We start from the raw sequence: 15814 nt of genomic DNA, 5'->3' as shown, positions 1-15814 counted from the left end.
TTTTTTATGCTTTACGCTGCGTCTCTCGCCAGATACGCCAGGCCATGAGCGCCAGCAGGATCACGCCCACAATCAGCACGCTCCACACCAGCAGCGCGTTCATCCGACTCTCCCGCTCGCCCGCAGAAGTGGCGGTTAAACGCGCCTCACCGCCCAACGCGACATCATCCACAATATCGGCCTGCGGCAGATTCGCCATATCATAGGTTTTGCGCAGGTCGGCGGGGATCAGCATGTCTGGCTCCAGGTTTGCTGGTTTTGCCGCCCCGTTTCCCCAGGCGAGCACGTACGGTGCTTTCCCCTGCGCGTTAAACACCAGATCAACGCGGTCGCGATGCCCTATGACGTTCGGAAGGTATTCAGGCAGACGCGCATTCAGCGTCGTGATTTTTACCGCCTGGACCCGCTCTCCGTTAAGCGAAACCGGCGCAGACGTTTTGCCCTCCAGGCGGTAAAGAACCTCTTTTTTCAGGGGGTGCCATGTGTCTTTTTCCGTACTTCGCCACGCGATCTCCACGGGCAGAACGCCGTCGCCATTCAGCAAGAAGCTGACCGCGCTCAATGGCTGCGGGTGCGCCCAGTGCCACTGCGCTTCGCTTGTCGATAGCTGTTCCCCTTCCCCCTCCAGGTCGATCGCTTCCGGAGCCATCTGCGCAGGGGCGCTAATCGCGTTTACGCCGGTCAAGGTCATGCCCTGGCTCTGCGTATTCAGCACCACCATGAGATAGCGATTCGCATCAGGAGATAAAACCGTATCGGTATCGATCCGATCGAGCTTAAGGCGATCCTGGCCACTGACGACGTCCAGCAAGGGCATATCCTCGCGTAGGGTATACCAGCGCTTCAAATCCTCGCTGTAATAGACCGACGCCGTTCCCTGCCACGACGTCTGAGGGGGATTCCAGAGCAGCTGCAGCTGGGATATAGCCATCTCACCCGTCGCCTGCTCTGGCAAGGTCAGCAGATAATGTTGCCCGGCCACGGCAGCTTTCTGCCCTTCGAGCACAATCTCAACGCCATTTCCGGAACGGAGCAGGATCTTATTGCTATCACCGGCATCTGGCGCCGCGGCAAGCGGTGAGGCGTCCAGAGGAAAAAGACGCAGCACCGTGGATTGCGCCACCACCTGCGGGCGCGTCGCGGTGACCAGGCTGAAGGGAACCGGCTCACCCGACTGATTAAAGACGCGGACATCGTCCAGATTCGGGGAGGTGCTCTGTTCATAGACGGCGAGCGGCAGCAACACCCGATACCACTGGGAAGGAACCGACGTTTCCAGTGAACGACCAAAGGCATAATCCCGCGGCGATTCCGTTTGTATCTCGTCGCAGAACGCCATGCCCGATAGCGCCAGCAGCGTGGTACAGACTACCGCTTTCATCCATTTCATTTTTCATCTCCAGTTTTAGGCGGTAGTGGCGAGAAATACCCCACGATCAGGACCAGTATCGCCACGCCGATAAACGCCACGGCACGGGACAGGCCGCCTCCGCCTGCGCTGTCCACCAGCATCAGTTTAACCATCACGACCCCCAGCAAGGCGGCCCCGCAGAGCCACTCCTGGCGGGAGGCCCGGCGGGTAGCATGGACCATGGCCACCAGCGCGATCAGCATCCAGAACAGGGCAAACGTGGTCTGGATAAGCCGCGAATCCCACAGCGACGCCATATTCCAGGCCACATCCCCATACCAGGCCAGAGCGCGCATCAGCGCCCCGTTAAGCCACCAGAAGCCAAACGCCATGATAGCAACGGCAGGCCACGGGCGGGCCTGAGCAAGCAACGCGGGATAGTAGCGATCCACTGCCCGATAAAAGACCACCAGCCCCAGCAGCGCGAATGCCGCGCCTTCCTCAAGCGGGTTCACCAGCGGCAGCCAGGTTTGCCGGTAAACGACGCCGTCCTGGAAATTGGTCACGACCAGCAGCACCAGCAGCGCCACGACGACAGGGATCGGCGCCAGGCAGGTATAGAGCGCAGGCCACTCCCCGAACGGCCACGCGCGGCGACGCACCGCCGCGGAAAGCGCCAGAATCACGCCGCCCCCAGCCGCCATCGCCAGTCCACTGCCCCACGCCGCCATGCCCCACGGTAGCGCGCGAGCAAACCAGTAAAGCTCAGCCGCCAGCGCCAGTAAAATCATCCAGCAAAGCGTCAGGTGCAGCCCCATCGCGATGCGCGGCAGCAATCGTTCACCGTCACGTCGCAGCAGCATCAATGCGGCAGGAAGTGCAATGCACCAGGCCAGATTTGACCAGCCAGCGGCAACGATCTGCTGATGCGAAAGCTGGTAAACCACCATCACCAGCATCAGTGGCCACAGCAGCCATTTGCTGGCATCCAGCTCCCGCCACGCCAGACGAGCGGCAGCCTGGCGCCAGCCCCAGACCGAGACGGCCGAGAGCGCCAGCACGCCTGCCAGAACAGGTAATTCTTGTTTCAGCACCCGTTGCGAGGCACCCAATAGCGCCACGATCCAGAACAACAGGCCGCCTGCCAACAACGCCCAACTGACCGGCAGAACACTTTTGCGCCATAGCCACGCCGCAGCCAGCCAGCAAAGGCTGAGGATGGCGAAGATAAGGAGAAGGCTCAGCGACGTCACGCCGTCCATTTGCGCCCACAGCGCGCTGCCGAGTGCCAGCACCAGCAGCGCCGTCCCGCTATAGCTCATACGACGCTGGTTCTGCTGCATGCCCAGCCAGAGGATACCCAGCCCCTCCAGCGCCCAGGCCATCGCCGTCCAGCGCGCCGAGAGTGCCAGCGGAATGGCGAGCGTAGCGAACCCGCCGCCGATGGCCAGCGCCGCCATGACCAGTGGTCGTCCGATGGACGGATAGCGCCGCAGCGCGAGGAACGCAAGGGTAAGATAAAATGCCCCATATCCGAGCGCGCTCAGCGCCGGGCCATATTCCCAGTGCCGGGTCATGCCGTACTGCATCCCGAAGCCAATCAGCGGCGGAGCAAACAGCAGTACGCCGTCAATAATCTGTTTCCCTTTTTCTTGCGCCCGCAGCGACAGCGCCACGCACAGCACGCCGAATATCAGCGTATTGGCAATCAGGAACAGCTGGCACACCCAATAGTGTTCAGGCTGATAGTCGCTCAGCCCCCAGAGGCCACCCACGCCAAACGTAAAAAGCAGACCGAGCAGATTGAGCTCGCGCCAGTGCTGCCAGATGCTGATGGCGAGAATACCGATGGAAAGCAGGAGATAGAAAGAGAACAGCGCCACAAAGTTGCCGCCTCCGGTAGACAGGAGCAGCGGTGCCAGATACCCGCCGAGGCTCGCCAGCATGGCCAGGCTCAAGGCCTTTTGCAGCACGGCCAGCCCGACGCTCGCGGCGCAAATCGCTACCAGCAGCGCAAAAGCCAGCATCATCGGCAACATTTGCCAGAGCCGGAAGGCACCAAAGACCGTCAGGTAAAGAATGCCCGTCGCCCCACCCTGTAAGATAAGCGCATAAACCGGCTGCTTATGCCGCAGTCGCCAGCCAATCGCCAGCAGAACGATGGCAAACAGCGCCGTCGCCACCAGGCGCAACTCAAGCGGGAACAGGGAATGTTCGACGGTATAGCGCAGCAGGAAAGAGAGACCGAGGAAAAGCAGCAGGATCCCCAGCTTCGCCAGCGGATTTCCCTGCATAAACCAGCGCACCAGCGACGTCAGTATGCCGCCAAAGACGGATGGCTGTTTTGCCGCAGGGGCAGGAGCGGAAACGGGAGCGGGTTCAGCCCTGGGCACGCGGGCGTCCGGACGCCAGGGGTCGACACGTGCGGGAGTGTGCTCCACCACTGGCGCGGTCACAACCACCGGCGCGGCGGTCTTCGCCGTCTCCGGCGCTATCTCAGCGGCACCACGCTGCTCAAGCGCTTCAATACGCTGGCGAAGCCTGGCGATCTCCTGCCGCGCCGCCGTGCTCCGATTAAAGCCAATAACCGCAAGCACGGGCGCAACCACCAGCGCAAAAACCAGTAACAAACAGCCAAGGATGTAGAGCTCGTCCATGTTTCCACCTTCACCGTAAACTATTCGTTAAGATTGACACAAATCGTTGCATTTGCGCCATCTTAAAGGTGGAAACATTTACCGTCGCGTTAGCTACCGACCCAGATCGTCGCGGATATCGCCGGCAGCGCCAGCACGCCGTCCTGAATCGTCGCCTTGCCCTCTTTATTCTTCCACGTAGCCACCTTCAACAGCGGGGAATCATCCAGCACCACTTCACAAGCCTCGCCCCGGTTGATAGCCACCAGCACGCGCTGCTGGTTATAGACGCGGACAAAGACCACCACGTTATCATGGGCGTACACCACCTGGCAGCCGCCGTAGCGCAGGGCGAGGCTCTGTTTACGCAGCTTCGCCAGCCGCTGATAGAGGCTGAACAGCACCTTGTCCTGTTTTTCCGGCGCCCACGGGAAGGTTTTGCGACAGAACGGATCGTTGTTGCCGTCCAGTCCCACTTCATCTCCGTAGTAGATACACGGTACGCCCGGCCAGGTGAAGAGCCAGGTGACCGCCAGCGGCAGACGCGCCACATCCTTGCCGAGCAGGGATTTAAAGCGTGCGGTATCGTGACTATCAAGCTGGTTAAACATCCTCAGCTGCTGCTGATGAGACAGCCCGGCGCGGTAGTTATCCATCCACGCTGCGCAGGTTTCGGCGTCAATGTGGTTCGGATCGTAGGAGATATCAGTATTCGCCAGGAAACCCCATAGCGGGAAGGTAAAACCGCGATAGTTCATCGCCGCATCTTCGACATCGTTTTGCAGCCACTGCCGCGCGTCGCCAAAGTGTTCGCCAAATACGAACGCTTCAGGCCGGGCCGCTTTTGCCGAGCGCGTGATCCCACCGACGTGCTGCAGGTTATTTCGCGCCCCTCCCGCTTCACCCAGCATATGTACGACGTCCAGACGCCAGCCGTCCATATTCCACGGGGCGTTCAGCCAGTGGCGGACGATGCTGTCTTCGCCGCCGTAAATCTCATTAACCAGCGTTGATGACTGGAAATCCAGCTTCGGCAGACTGGGGTAGCCCAGCCAGTCCAGGGCACGCCCCTCCTCATTAAAGCTGTACCAGTCACGCTGCGGCGAGTCCGGGTTATGACATGCTCCGCCCATCGACTGGTTATGACGGTCAAACCAGGCGTGCGAATCTCCGCTGTGGTTAAACACGCCGTCCAGAATCAGGCGCATGCCTTCCTTAAGGGTGTTCTCTCGCAGGCGCAGCAGTGCCTCGTCCCCGCCAAACTGCGCGTCAACGTGGCGATAATCCTGTGTATCGTATTTATGTACGCTCGGGGCTTTAAACACCGGGTTGAGGTACAGCGCCGTCACGCCCAGTTTTTTCAGGTACGGCAGCTTTTCGCTGATGCCGTCGAGATCGCCGCCGTAAAACGTCGAGCCGCCCGCCTGCGCCGTCACCGGCTCATCCCATTTTTTCAGGATAATGTCGTGGCCCGCCGCGTGGTGGTGATAGACCTTATCCTGGTCGGCAGTGCGTTTTTCGCTACGCGCAAAGCGGTCCGGGAAAATCTGGTAAAAGACCTGATCGTTAACCCACTGCGGTCCACTATCCGGATAATCAACGGCAAACTGTTCCAGCCGTGCGGGCGGGAACCGGCTAAACCCCTGCGGGGTAAACCACAGCTGACGATGGCTCCACAGCAGCTTGAAGCTATAACGGCGGCGCGGCTGCCCGCTACGCAAATCGATATTCGCCCGCCAGGCGGTGATCCCCGGCTGCGGCTGGCTGCGCAGCTTGTGCATTTTCAGCCCGGTCTCTTCATTATCAATTTCGGCGCGGAGCGTCACGCGTTCAGGCTGATTTTCCCCCGCCAGCCAGAGCGTAATCACAAGGTTGTCTTTGTTTTGCTTAACAAATGGGGCAACCGGAAGGTGCCAGGCATTTAACATCACGAATCCCCTTTGATGAAATTGACGTCACCTTGCCACAGGGTGGTTAAGGATAGCTCACCATGACGTGATTTATTGGGGGAGGAGGACGGGGGAGGAGGGATCAGTGCTGCCTGATGCCCTCACCCTAACCCTCTCCCACAGGGAGAGGGAATAAAAAAATTACTGCGCTTCTGCCAGTTGGCGATCGCGGCGGCATTTAAACACCCAGCCAACCAGCAGCAGGACGATCCACGCACAGCCCACGTAGAGGGAAATTCGGGTATCCGGATGGTAGCCAATCAGGCCAATGATAAACACCAGGAAGATCAGCCCGACGACGGTTGTAGCAACGCCACCCGGGACTTTAAACTTCAGCGCTTTCGCCTCTTCCGGCGACAGGCGACGGCGGAACGCAATCTGCGACAGCAGGATCATGATCCACACCCACACGGTCGCGAAGGTCGCCAGCGACGCAATCACCAGGAAGACGTTCTCCGGCATGATGTAGTTCAGGTAAACCGAGAACAGCAGCGCAACGGTCATGACCACCACCGTCACCCACGGCGTGCCGCGGCGGGAGGTTTTAGCGAACACCTTCGGCGCACTGCCCTGCTCCGCCATGCCGTGTAGCATACGGCCCACGCCAAAGACGTCACTGTTGATCGCGGAAAGCGACGCGGTCAGCACCACGAAGTTCAGAATGCTGGCAGCAAACGCAATGCCCATATGCTGGAAGGTCAGCACAAACGGGCTACCGTTGGTACCGACCTGGTTCCACGGGTAGATGGACATAATCACGAACAGCGTGCCCACATAGAACACCAGAATACGCATCGGCACGGAGTTGATGGCACGTGGAATGGATTTCTCAGGGTCTTTCGCTTCCCCGGCGGTGATACCAATAATTTCAATACCGCCGTAGGCGAACATCACCATCTGCAGCGACATCACCATCCCGAGCCAGCCGTTGCTGAAGAAGCCCCCGTTGCTCCAGAGGTTATGGATCCCGGTCGGCTGACCGCCGTTGCCAATCCCCCAGAGGATGATGCCAAAACCGGCCACAATCATGATGATAATGGTGGCGACCTTGAAGAAGGAGAACCAGAACTCAAGTTCGCCGAACACCTTCACGCTCATCAGGTTGACGGCGCAGATGAGCAGCACCACGCTCAGCACCCAGATCCAGTGCGGCACCGTCGGGAACCAGACGCCCATATAGATACCAAACGCCGTCACATCGGCAATGGCCACAATCAAAATTTCAAAGCAGTAGGTCCAGCCAGTGATAAACCCGGCCAGCGGTCCGAGGTTTTCCTGCGCATAGCGCGAAAACGAACTGGCAGAAGGATTGTGAACCGACATCTCTCCGAGGGCGCGCATGATGATATACGCCGCCACGCCGCCGATGATGTAGGCCAGCAGAACGCTTGGACCGGCCATTTTGATGGCATCTGCCGAGCCATAAAAAAGACCGGTACCAATCGCAGAGCCCAGCGCCATAAAGCGGATGTGGCGTGTGCTGAGACCACGTTTAAGTTTGTTAGTGCTTTCCATTAAAATCTTGCCATTCAACACGAAAAAACAAAAAACCACGGGGCCTTAAGCCCCGTGGTTAAACAGTTTGTTGCCGTTGATTAATGGGCGTTAGATGCAACCTGGCGCCCTGCAGCACGGTCCCAGATAATCGCCAGAACCAGTGCAACAACGGTAGGCATCAGCCAGGCCAGGCCCTGCTCGGACAGCGGCAGACGCTGTGTCCAGGCGGGCAGAATCGCGGCGAACGCTGATGCTTTAATCCCGTCAAGGATACCAAAAATCAGGCTGATAAACATGGCTGGCGCAATAATTCGTGAGGAGTTATTCCACCACGGACGGGTGAAGCTCAGCACCACCAGCACGATGCACGGCGGATAGATGGCCGTCAGCACCGGAATAGAGACCTGAATCAGGTGGCTCAGACCGAGGTTGGACACCGCCATGGAGAAGATACCGAGGATAAACACCAGGGTGCGGTAAGAGAGCGGCAGATACTGCGCAAAGAACTCAGCACAGGCGCAGGTCAGGCCCACTGCGGTCACCAGACACGCCAGGAAAATCAGCGCCGCCAGCAGCATACTGCCCGCACCACCGAAGGTGTGCTGGACGTAAGCGTGCAGAATAGCCGCACCGTTCGCATTCTGATCAACCAGCATGGCGCTATCAGAGCCCAGGCGGAACAGCGCCAGATACAGCAGCGTCAGACCCACACCAGCCATCAGGCCAGCCCAGATGGTATAGCGGGTCAGCAGACGCGCTTCGGTCACACCGCGGGAACGCGCGGCGTTAACGATAACAATACCAAACACCATTGCGCCCAGCGTATCCATCGTCAGGTAGCCGTTCACAAAACCGTTAGAGAACGCGGCGTTTTTATAGGCGTCCATTGCGTCGCTGATCGGGCCTGCTGGCCAGATGATAGCGGCCACAGCGAGAACGATCAGGGCGATGATTTTCAGCGGCGCCAGGAAGTTACCCACGGTATCCAGCAGTTTGCCCGGATAGAGGGAGACCAGAATGACAATCGCGAAGTAGACAAGGCTGTAGATAAACAGCGGCATCGGGCCGTCGCCGGTCAGCGGAGCAATCCCCACTTCAAAGGAAACGGTCGCCGTGCGCGGGGTGGCAAACAGCGGGCCCACGGCCAGATAGCAGACGGTGGCCAGCAGAACACCTGCGACTTTGCCAATCGGCGTGCTGAGGCTGTCCACGCCGCCACCGACTTTCGCCAGCGCGACGACGGTCAGTACCGGTAGACCCACGGCAGTAATCAGGAAACCAAACGCAGCGGTCCAGACGTGTTCACCCGCCTGTAAGCCAACCATTGGAGGGAAAATAATGTTGCCTGCGCCAACGAACAGCGCAAATGTCATAAAGCCCAGCGCGATGATGTCACGCGATTTTAAGTGATGGGTCATAAAACCTTACTGCCTGTGGATGTGGTGTTGAAAACATTGAGATTTTCGTTTTCCCTGACGGGACGATACAGCCAAAAATTGCTCAATTTCAGCGGGAAATGCTCCCGTCCTGGCGTGGAGAAGAATAGTTTTTCGATTTACCACGCAAATACAGTCGGTCTGACAGTATCTGGGGGGCAATTTAAACGCTTATAACGTTTAAAGGCAAGGTGGGATCTCAAAACCAGAACAATATGCCAGCATGAAAATACACGCCAGCACAATACGCTATTTACAGGAAAAACTCATGGCTAATCATGCGAACAAAAAACACCCAGCCGTATATTATTCATCCGCGTTTCGCTTGACTGCAAAGCAAACGGGCCAGCAGACGCTGACCCGTGGAAAGGGAAAATGACACACCTGCCCTCAGGCGGTCTTTTTGGCAATTAATCGTTCCGGAATAACGAAACTGAAGCGGGTTCCTTTCCCCAGCGTACTCTGAATATCAAGTCGGCTTTCGTGGTGATTTACCGCGTGCTTCACAATCGCCAGCCCCAGGCCGCTCCCCCCTGTTTGCCGCGACCGCGCTTTATCCACGCGGTAGAAGCGTTCGGTCAGACGCGGGATATGCTCCGGTGCGATCCCCGGCCCGTTATCTTCCACGCTAAACTCGGCGCCCGTAGGGGTACGGTTCCAGCGCACCATAATATCCGTCCCTTCCGGCGTATGGTTCACCGCGTTGTACACCAGGTTGGATATGGCGCTACGAAGCTCATCCTCACTGCCCAGCACCTTTAGCGTGCTGTCGACCTCGAAGGTCAGGTGATGCTTTTTGTGGCTTAACGTCTGCGCTTCACGCTCCACAACCCGCAGCATCATCGGCACATCTATCGTGTCATTCAGCGCAAGCGTAGGCGCCGCTTCAATCTTCGAGAGCGTCAGCAGCTGCTTCACCAGCCCTTCCATGCGATGCGTTTGCTCGCGCATGGTATGCAGCGCTTTTTCACGCGGCGCACCTTCCAGCGTTTGCTCCTGCATCATCTCCAGATAGCCCTGAAGCACGGTCAACGGAGTACGCAGTTCGTGGCTGACGTTCGCAAAGAAATTACGGCGCGCGCCCTCAAGCTGGTGCATTTGGGTGACATCGCGCGCCACCATCAGCCACTGCTTATCGCTGTAAGGCATCACGCGGATTTCCAGATGGCGACCATTATTGAGTTTCAGATTGTGCGGGCGGGTAAAATCACGCTTTTTCAGATACAGCGTGAATTCGGGATAGCGTAAAAGGTTAAGGATGTTCTGACCGTTATCGTCCGGCCAGCGAAGGCCCAGCAGCTGTTGCGCCAGGCCGTTACACCAGAAGATGGTGCCTTCTTCAGTGGTCAGGATGACCGCATCCGGCAACGACTCCGCCCCGCTGCGAAAGCGCTTAATCAGGCTTCCCAGCTCGCGACGGCGCTTTTTATTACGCATCTGCATCTGGTGCAGGCCGTACAGCAGGGGCTCCCAGCTGCCGCTGCCCGGCGGTGGGGTCATACTGCGGTCAACCCACAGCCACCAGGAGAGGCGCAGCAGGTTCCAGAAATGCCAGATCAGCAGCCCGGTGACCGACGCCAGCAGAAACCACGGCAGATGTCCGAGAAAGGCCCCAAGAAGGAAGGCCGGAATACAGCATAAGATCAGTTCAAAGACGAGCCTTTTCCATGACAGACGTTCCAGCACGCGTCACACTCCTGTCATTGTTCAGAAACGGGTCGAAAAACGATAACCCGTGCCGCGGACCGTCTGTACCATGCGATCGTGGCCGCTCAGTTCCAGCGCTTTTCGCAGGCGGCGAATATGTACGTCAACCGTCCGGTCTTCGACATACACGTTAGTTCCCCAGACGTTATTCAGCAACTGCTCGCGGCTGTATACGCGTTCCGGGTGAGTCATAAAGAAGTGCAGGAGTTTAAATTCGGTAGGGCCCATATCGAGGGGGTTTTCGCCGGTCATCACGCGGTGCGAGGTCGGGTCAAGGCTGAGTCCCTGCATCTCTATCACCTCTTCCACCGCCATCGGTGAAATACGGCGCATCACGGCTTTAATGCGGGCGACCAGCTCTTTTGGGGAGAACGGTTTAGTGATGTAATCGTCCGCGCCGGTTTCTAGTCCGCGCACGCGATCCTCTTCCTCTCCGCGCGCCGTGAGCATGACAACCGGGATGTCGCGGGTCAGCGCTTCACGCTTCAGATGTTTGATAAACTGCAGTCCGGAGCCGCCAGGCAACATCCAGTCCAGCAGAATCAGATCGGGCCAGGGTTCATTCAGCTGGTTCACTGCGCTGTCATAATCTTCCGCTTCAACCGGCTGGAAGCCATTTTGCTCGAGCACGAAGCACACCATTTCACGAATTGGAGCTTCATCTTCTACGACCAGAATACGTCTCGCCATACTTTGCCCTGTCTTATCTTATTAAGTTACACGTTTGTAATTCGGCGCCATTATGCGTCAGATTTATGACAGATTTATGAAAAACATTACCACGGAAGCGGGCAAACCGTTGTTTTATTACAGCGGTTATTTTCCCTTCTCTGAACGTTTATAATCCTGCTTTCTCATTTTTGCCACGGAACCGCTATGCGCATACTTCACACCTCGGACTGGCATCTCGGTCAAAATTTTTACAGCAAAAGCCGTGCGGCTGAACATGAAGCGTTCCTGAACTGGCTGCTGGAGACGGCGCAGGCCCACGAGGTCGATGCGATTATTGTCGCGGGTGACATCTTTGATACGGGGTCGCCCCCCAGCTATGCGCGCGAGCTGTATAACCGCTTCGTGGTGAACTTGCAGCAGACCGGCTGTCATCTGGTGATAGTCGCCGGTAACCATGACTCCGTGGCAACGCTCAATGAATCCCGCGACATTCTGGCGTTTCTCAATACTACCGTCGTCGCCAGCGCCGGGCATGCCCCGCAGATCCTGAAAAAACGCGACGGTACGCCGGGGGCAGTGCTGTGCCCGATCCCCTTTTTACGCCCGCGCGATATAGTACAAAGTCAGGCGGGACTGTCGGGCACGGAAAAGCAGCAACATTTATTACAGGCCATCACCGACTATTATCACCAGCAGCACGCGGATGCCTGCAACCTGCGTGGCGAACAGCCGATACCGGTGATTGCGACCGGGCATCTCACCACCGTTGGGGCCAGTAAAAGTGACGCCGTGCGTGACATCTATATCGGCACGCTGGACGCCTTTCCGGCGCAGAACTTCCCGCCTGCGGACTACATTGCGCTCGGGCATATTCACCGCGCCCAGGTTATCGGCGGCTGCGAGCATATCCGCTACTGCGGATCCCCTATTTCGCTCAGTTTCGATGAAACCGGCAAAGCCAAATCCGTGCATCTGGTGAGCTTCAGCGAGGGCAAACTCAGTGCCGTCGAGACGCTGGAGGTGCCGGTCACCCAGCCGCTGGCGGTGCTGAAAGGCGATCTGAAGGCCATCACCGCTCAGCTTGAACAGTGGCGCGGCACCGCGCTTGCCCCCCCCGTCTGGCTGGATATCGAAATCACTACGGATGACTACCTGCATGATATGCAGCGAAAAATCCAGGCGCTGACGGAAGACTTGCCGGTAGAGGTCTTACTGGTGCGCCGCAGCCGCGAGCAGCGCGAGAAAATTCTGTTAAGCGCCCAGCGGGAAACGCTCAGCGAGTTGCGGGTAGAAGAGGTGTTTGAGCGCAGGCTCTTGCAGGAGGATATTGACGACGCGAAGCGCGCAAGACTCAGCGAACTGTTCACCCATACCCTGCATGCCCTCAATGACGAGGAAGAAAACGCATGAAAATTTTGAGCCTGCGTCTGAAAAATCTCAACTCCCTCAAGGGCGAGTGGAAAATTGACTTTACCGCTGAACCCTTTGCCAGCAACGGGCTGTTTGCCATTACCGGCGCCACAGGCGCAGGTAAAACCACCCTGCTCGACGCCATCTGTCTGGCGCTTTATCACGAAACGCCGCGCCTGAGTAAGGTTTCCCAGGCACAAAACGACCTGATGACGCGAGATACCGCCGAGTGTCTGGCGGAAGTGGAGTTTGAGGTAAAAGGCATCGCCTACCGTGCCTTCTGGAGCCAGAACCGGGCACGCAACCAGCCGGACGGCAACCTGCAGGCGCCGCGCGTGGAGCTGGCCCGCTGCGAAGATGGCAAAATCCTCGCCGATAAAGTCACGGACAAGCTGGAGCAAACCGCCGCGCTCACCGGTCTGGACTATGGCCGCTTTACCCGTTCAATGTTGCTCTCACAGGGGCAATTTGCCGCCTTCCTGAATGCCAAACCGAGCGATCGCGCAGAGCTGCTGGAAGAGCTGACCGGCACCGAAATCTACGGCCAGATTTCCGCCATGGTGTTTGAAAAACACAAAGCCGCCCGCAGCCTGCTGGAAAAGTGCGAGGCGCAGGCAGCGGGCGTCGTGCTGCTGAGTGAAGAACAGCAGCAGCAATTACAGCAAAGTTTGCAGGCACTTACTGACGAAGAGAAAACGTTACTGGCGCAGCAGCAAAACCAGCAGAAACATTTTCAGTGGCTTACTCGTCATGATGAGCTTGTGCGCGAGCAACAACGCATCACCGCATTGCAGCAGCAGGCACAACAGGCTCTGACGGACGCTGCGCCTGAGCTGGCAAAGCTCCAGCTTGCGCAGCCCGCCGCCCAGCTTCGTCCGCTCTGGGCACACCAGCAGGAGCAAACCTCGCGTCTGACGCAAACCCAGCAGCGAATTATTGAAGTAAATACTCGCTTACAAGCCAAAACCGCGCTGCGCGCGCGGATCCGTAATACTGCCCTGCGTACCCACGCCGAGCTTCATACTGAACTGACGGCGCTGGCGCAGTGGCTGGCGGAGCACGAGCGTTATCGCCTGCTGGGTCAGGAAATTGCCGGATGGCGCGCGCTCTTCTCACAGCTTAACCGCGATAAAAACCAGTTGGCCACGCATGCTGCGCGGATGACTGAGTTACGTAACAAGCTGACTGACATGCCGGAAAATACGCTCACGCTGACGGCGGATGAGGTCAACGTGGCAATGGAGCAGCAGTCCCGGTCACGCACACAGCGCCAGCGGCTGACGTCGCTACACGCTCGCTATCAGCCGCTGCAAAAGCGCCTGCGCCAGAGCAATGAAAACGTACAGAAAGCCCAGGCGGAGCAGAGCAAACTTAATGAAACGTTGACGCTGCGCCGCCAGCAGTACAAAGAGAAACACCAGCACTATCTGGATCTGAAGGCCCTGTGCGAGCGTGAAGCGACAATTAAAGATCTGGAAAGCTATCGTTCACAGCTTGAGGCAGGCAAACCTTGTCCCCTGTGCGGTTCCTGCGAGCATCCCGCCATTGAGCAATATCAATCGCTTGAGCTGACGGATAACCAGCGCCGCCGTGATGCGCTGGAAAAAGAGGTGGCCGCGCTAAAAGAAGAAGGCCTGCTGGTGCTGGGGCAGGTTAATGCCCTGGCTCAGCAGATTCAGCGCGAGACGGGCGACGTGCAGACCCTGTCTGAGGAAGAGCAAGCACTCACTAAAGAGTGGCTTGAGATCTGCGCGTCCCTGAATATCACATTGAATATTCAGGAAGATATCGCGCCATGGATAAACGAGCAGGAACACTATGAGCGCCAGCTTTATCAGCTCAGCCAGCGTCTTACCCTGCAAAACCAGCTGAACGAACAGGAAGCGCAGGCGCGCCAGTATCAGCAGCAGCTGACGGCGACACGCCAGACGCTGGAACACACCCTGCTCACGCTGTCGCTTAGCGTTCCCGAAGAGGGGAACGAAGCCGCCTGGCTGCACGCCCGCGAAGGAGAGTTCGCGCAGTGGCAGGAAAAACAAACGCAGCACGGCGTGCTTGTGGAACGCAGCAACGCTCTGAAGCCGTTGCTCGACACACTTCCGGCAACCCACACCGAAGAGACCGAACCGGCCATTCCTGATGGCTGGCGCGCCATTCACGATGAATGCGTATCGCTGCAAAGCCAGCTTACCGCCCAGCAGCAACAGGAGGCGCTGGAGCAAGAGCGCCTGCAACAGTCGCAGACCCAATTCTCCGCGGCGCTCTCTGCCAGCTGTTTTGCCGACAGGGAGGCGTTCATTGCCGCCCTGCTGGATGATGACACCCTCCGTGGCCTCGAACAGCTGAAGCAGTCGCTGGAAAACCAGATACAGCAGGCCACGGCGCTATCTGGCCAGGCGAACCAGCAGCTACAGGCGCATGTTGCGCTGCGCCCGGAAGGTCTCGAGGCCGATGCATCCACTTTGCAAATCCAGCTGCAGCAGCTGGCGCAACAGCTTCGCGAGAACACCACGCATCAGGGCGAGATCCGCCAGCAGCTCAAGCAGGACAGCGACAACCGTCAGCATCAGCTGACGTTGATGCAGCAAATTGAAGAGGCCGCGCGTCAGGCCGACGACTGGGGCTATCTGAACGCGCTGATCGGCTCCAGTACCGGCGATAAGTTCCGTAAGTTCGCTCAGGGGCTGACGCTGGATAATCTCGTCTGGCTTGCTAACCAGCAGCTAAATCGCCTGCACGGGCGTTATCTGCTCCAGCGCAAAGCCAGCGATGCGCTGGAGCTGGAAGTAGTCGACACCTGGCAGGCGGATGCCGTACGCGATACACGCACGCTCTCTGGCGGCGAGAGCTTCCTGGTCAGCCTGGCGCTGGCGCTGGCGCTTTCCGATCTGGTGAGCCACAAAACGCGAATCGATTCGCTGTTCCTGGATGAAGGATTCGGCACCCTCGACAGTGAAACGCTGGATACCGCACTGGATGCGCTCGACGCGCTGAACGCTACCGGGAAAACCATCGGCGTCATTAGCCACGTCGAGGCGATGAAAGAGCGCATACCGGTGCAGATTAAGGTGAAGAAGATTAATGGGCTGGGGTATAGCAGGCTGGACAGGGAGTTTGCGGTGGGGTGAATAAAGGGTCGCTGCGGTCTGGTGCCCT

Annotated in this window: 9 protein-coding genes; 2 read left to right on the top strand and 7 right to left on the bottom strand. The window is 58.2% G+C overall.

Features of this window, described 5'->3' with window-relative positions:
* Positions 1-4 precede the first annotated feature (4 nt).
* The 7 genes from G0034_RS04755 to phoB form a co-directional block, all read right to left on the bottom strand.
* Positions 5-1390: a DUF3999 family protein gene (locus G0034_RS04755; RefSeq protein WP_014882748.1), complete on the bottom strand. Its 1386-nt coding sequence runs from the start codon at positions 1388-1390 to the stop codon at positions 5-7.
* Positions 1387-4008, bottom strand: coding sequence for a DUF2339 domain-containing protein (locus tag G0034_RS04750; protein WP_179120559.1), 2622 nt, complete (start codon positions 4006-4008; stop codon positions 1387-1389). Before G0034_RS04750 ends, G0034_RS04755 begins: the two co-directional genes overlap by 4 nt.
* An 89-nt stretch (positions 4009-4097) precedes the next feature.
* Complete coding sequence (malZ, locus tag G0034_RS04745) at positions 4098-5915, bottom strand: maltodextrin glucosidase (protein WP_179120558.1); 1818 nt, start codon at positions 5913-5915, stop codon at positions 4098-4100.
* Positions 5916-6077: 162 nt separating this feature from the next.
* Positions 6078-7451 carry a proline-specific permease ProY gene (proY, locus tag G0034_RS04740; RefSeq protein ID WP_014882745.1) on the bottom strand — a complete coding sequence of 458 codons (1374 nt, stop codon included), beginning with the start codon at positions 7449-7451 and terminating at the stop codon, positions 6078-6080.
* A gap of 80 nt (positions 7452-7531) precedes the next feature.
* A complete protein-coding gene (brnQ, locus tag G0034_RS04735) occupies positions 7532-8851 on the bottom strand; it encodes a branched-chain amino acid transporter carrier protein BrnQ (protein WP_014882744.1) in 1320 nt (439 codons plus the stop codon).
* A gap of 408 nt (positions 8852-9259) precedes the next feature.
* Positions 9260-10555: a phosphate regulon sensor histidine kinase PhoR gene (phoR, locus tag G0034_RS04730; RefSeq protein ID WP_014882743.1), complete on the bottom strand. Its 1296-nt coding sequence runs from the start codon at positions 10553-10555 to the stop codon at positions 9260-9262.
* Between the two features lie 21 nt (positions 10556-10576).
* A complete protein-coding gene (gene phoB, locus G0034_RS04725; RefSeq protein WP_008503265.1) occupies positions 10577-11266 on the bottom strand; it encodes a phosphate response regulator transcription factor PhoB in 690 nt (229 codons plus the stop codon).
* A gap of 186 nt (positions 11267-11452) precedes the next feature.
* Between phoB and sbcD the strand changes: the two genes are divergently transcribed.
* Together sbcD and sbcC are read left to right on the top strand one after the other, a co-directional pair.
* The gene (sbcD, locus tag G0034_RS04720; protein ID WP_179120557.1) at positions 11453-12658 is read left to right on the top strand and encodes an exonuclease subunit SbcD; all 1206 of its coding nucleotides are present in this window, start codon (positions 11453-11455) and stop codon (positions 12656-12658) included.
* Positions 12655-15786, top strand: coding sequence for an exonuclease subunit SbcC (gene sbcC / locus G0034_RS04715; RefSeq protein ID WP_179120556.1), 3132 nt, complete (start codon positions 12655-12657; stop codon positions 15784-15786). The genes sbcD and sbcC overlap by 4 nt, the downstream gene beginning before the upstream one ends.
* Positions 15787-15814 lie beyond the last annotated feature (28 nt).

Source organism: Enterobacter sp. T2 (assembly GCF_010692925.1).
Classification (GTDB): domain Bacteria; phylum Pseudomonadota; class Gammaproteobacteria; order Enterobacterales; family Enterobacteriaceae; genus Enterobacter; species Enterobacter kobei.
This window is presented reverse-complemented; position numbering and strand designations above follow the sequence as displayed.

What these genes read in the sequence shown, in the direction of transcription:
- phoB (WP_008503265.1), bottom strand. Translation starts at nt 11,266, where the DNA reads ATGGCGAGACGTATTCTGGTCGTAGAAGATGAAGCTCCAATTCGTGAA.
- sbcC (WP_179120556.1), top strand. Translation starts at nt 12,655, where the DNA reads ATGAAAATTTTGAGCCTGCGTCTGAAAAATCTCAACTCCCTCAAGGGC.
- malZ (WP_179120558.1), bottom strand. Translation starts at nt 5,915, where the DNA reads ATGTTAAATGCCTGGCACCTTCCGGTTGCCCCATTTGTTAAGCAAAAC.
- sbcD (WP_179120557.1), top strand. Translation starts at nt 11,453, where the DNA reads ATGCGCATACTTCACACCTCGGACTGGCATCTCGGTCAAAATTTTTAC.
- brnQ (WP_014882744.1), bottom strand. Translation starts at nt 8,851, where the DNA reads ATGACCCATCACTTAAAATCGCGTGACATCATCGCGCTGGGCTTTATG.
- G0034_RS04750 (WP_179120559.1), bottom strand. Translation starts at nt 4,008, where the DNA reads ATGGACGAGCTCTACATCCTTGGCTGTTTGTTACTGGTTTTTGCGCTG.
- proY (WP_014882745.1), bottom strand. Translation starts at nt 7,451, where the DNA reads ATGGAAAGCACTAACAAACTTAAACGTGGTCTCAGCACACGCCACATC.
- G0034_RS04755 (WP_014882748.1), bottom strand. Translation starts at nt 1,390, where the DNA reads ATGAAATGGATGAAAGCGGTAGTCTGTACCACGCTGCTGGCGCTATCG.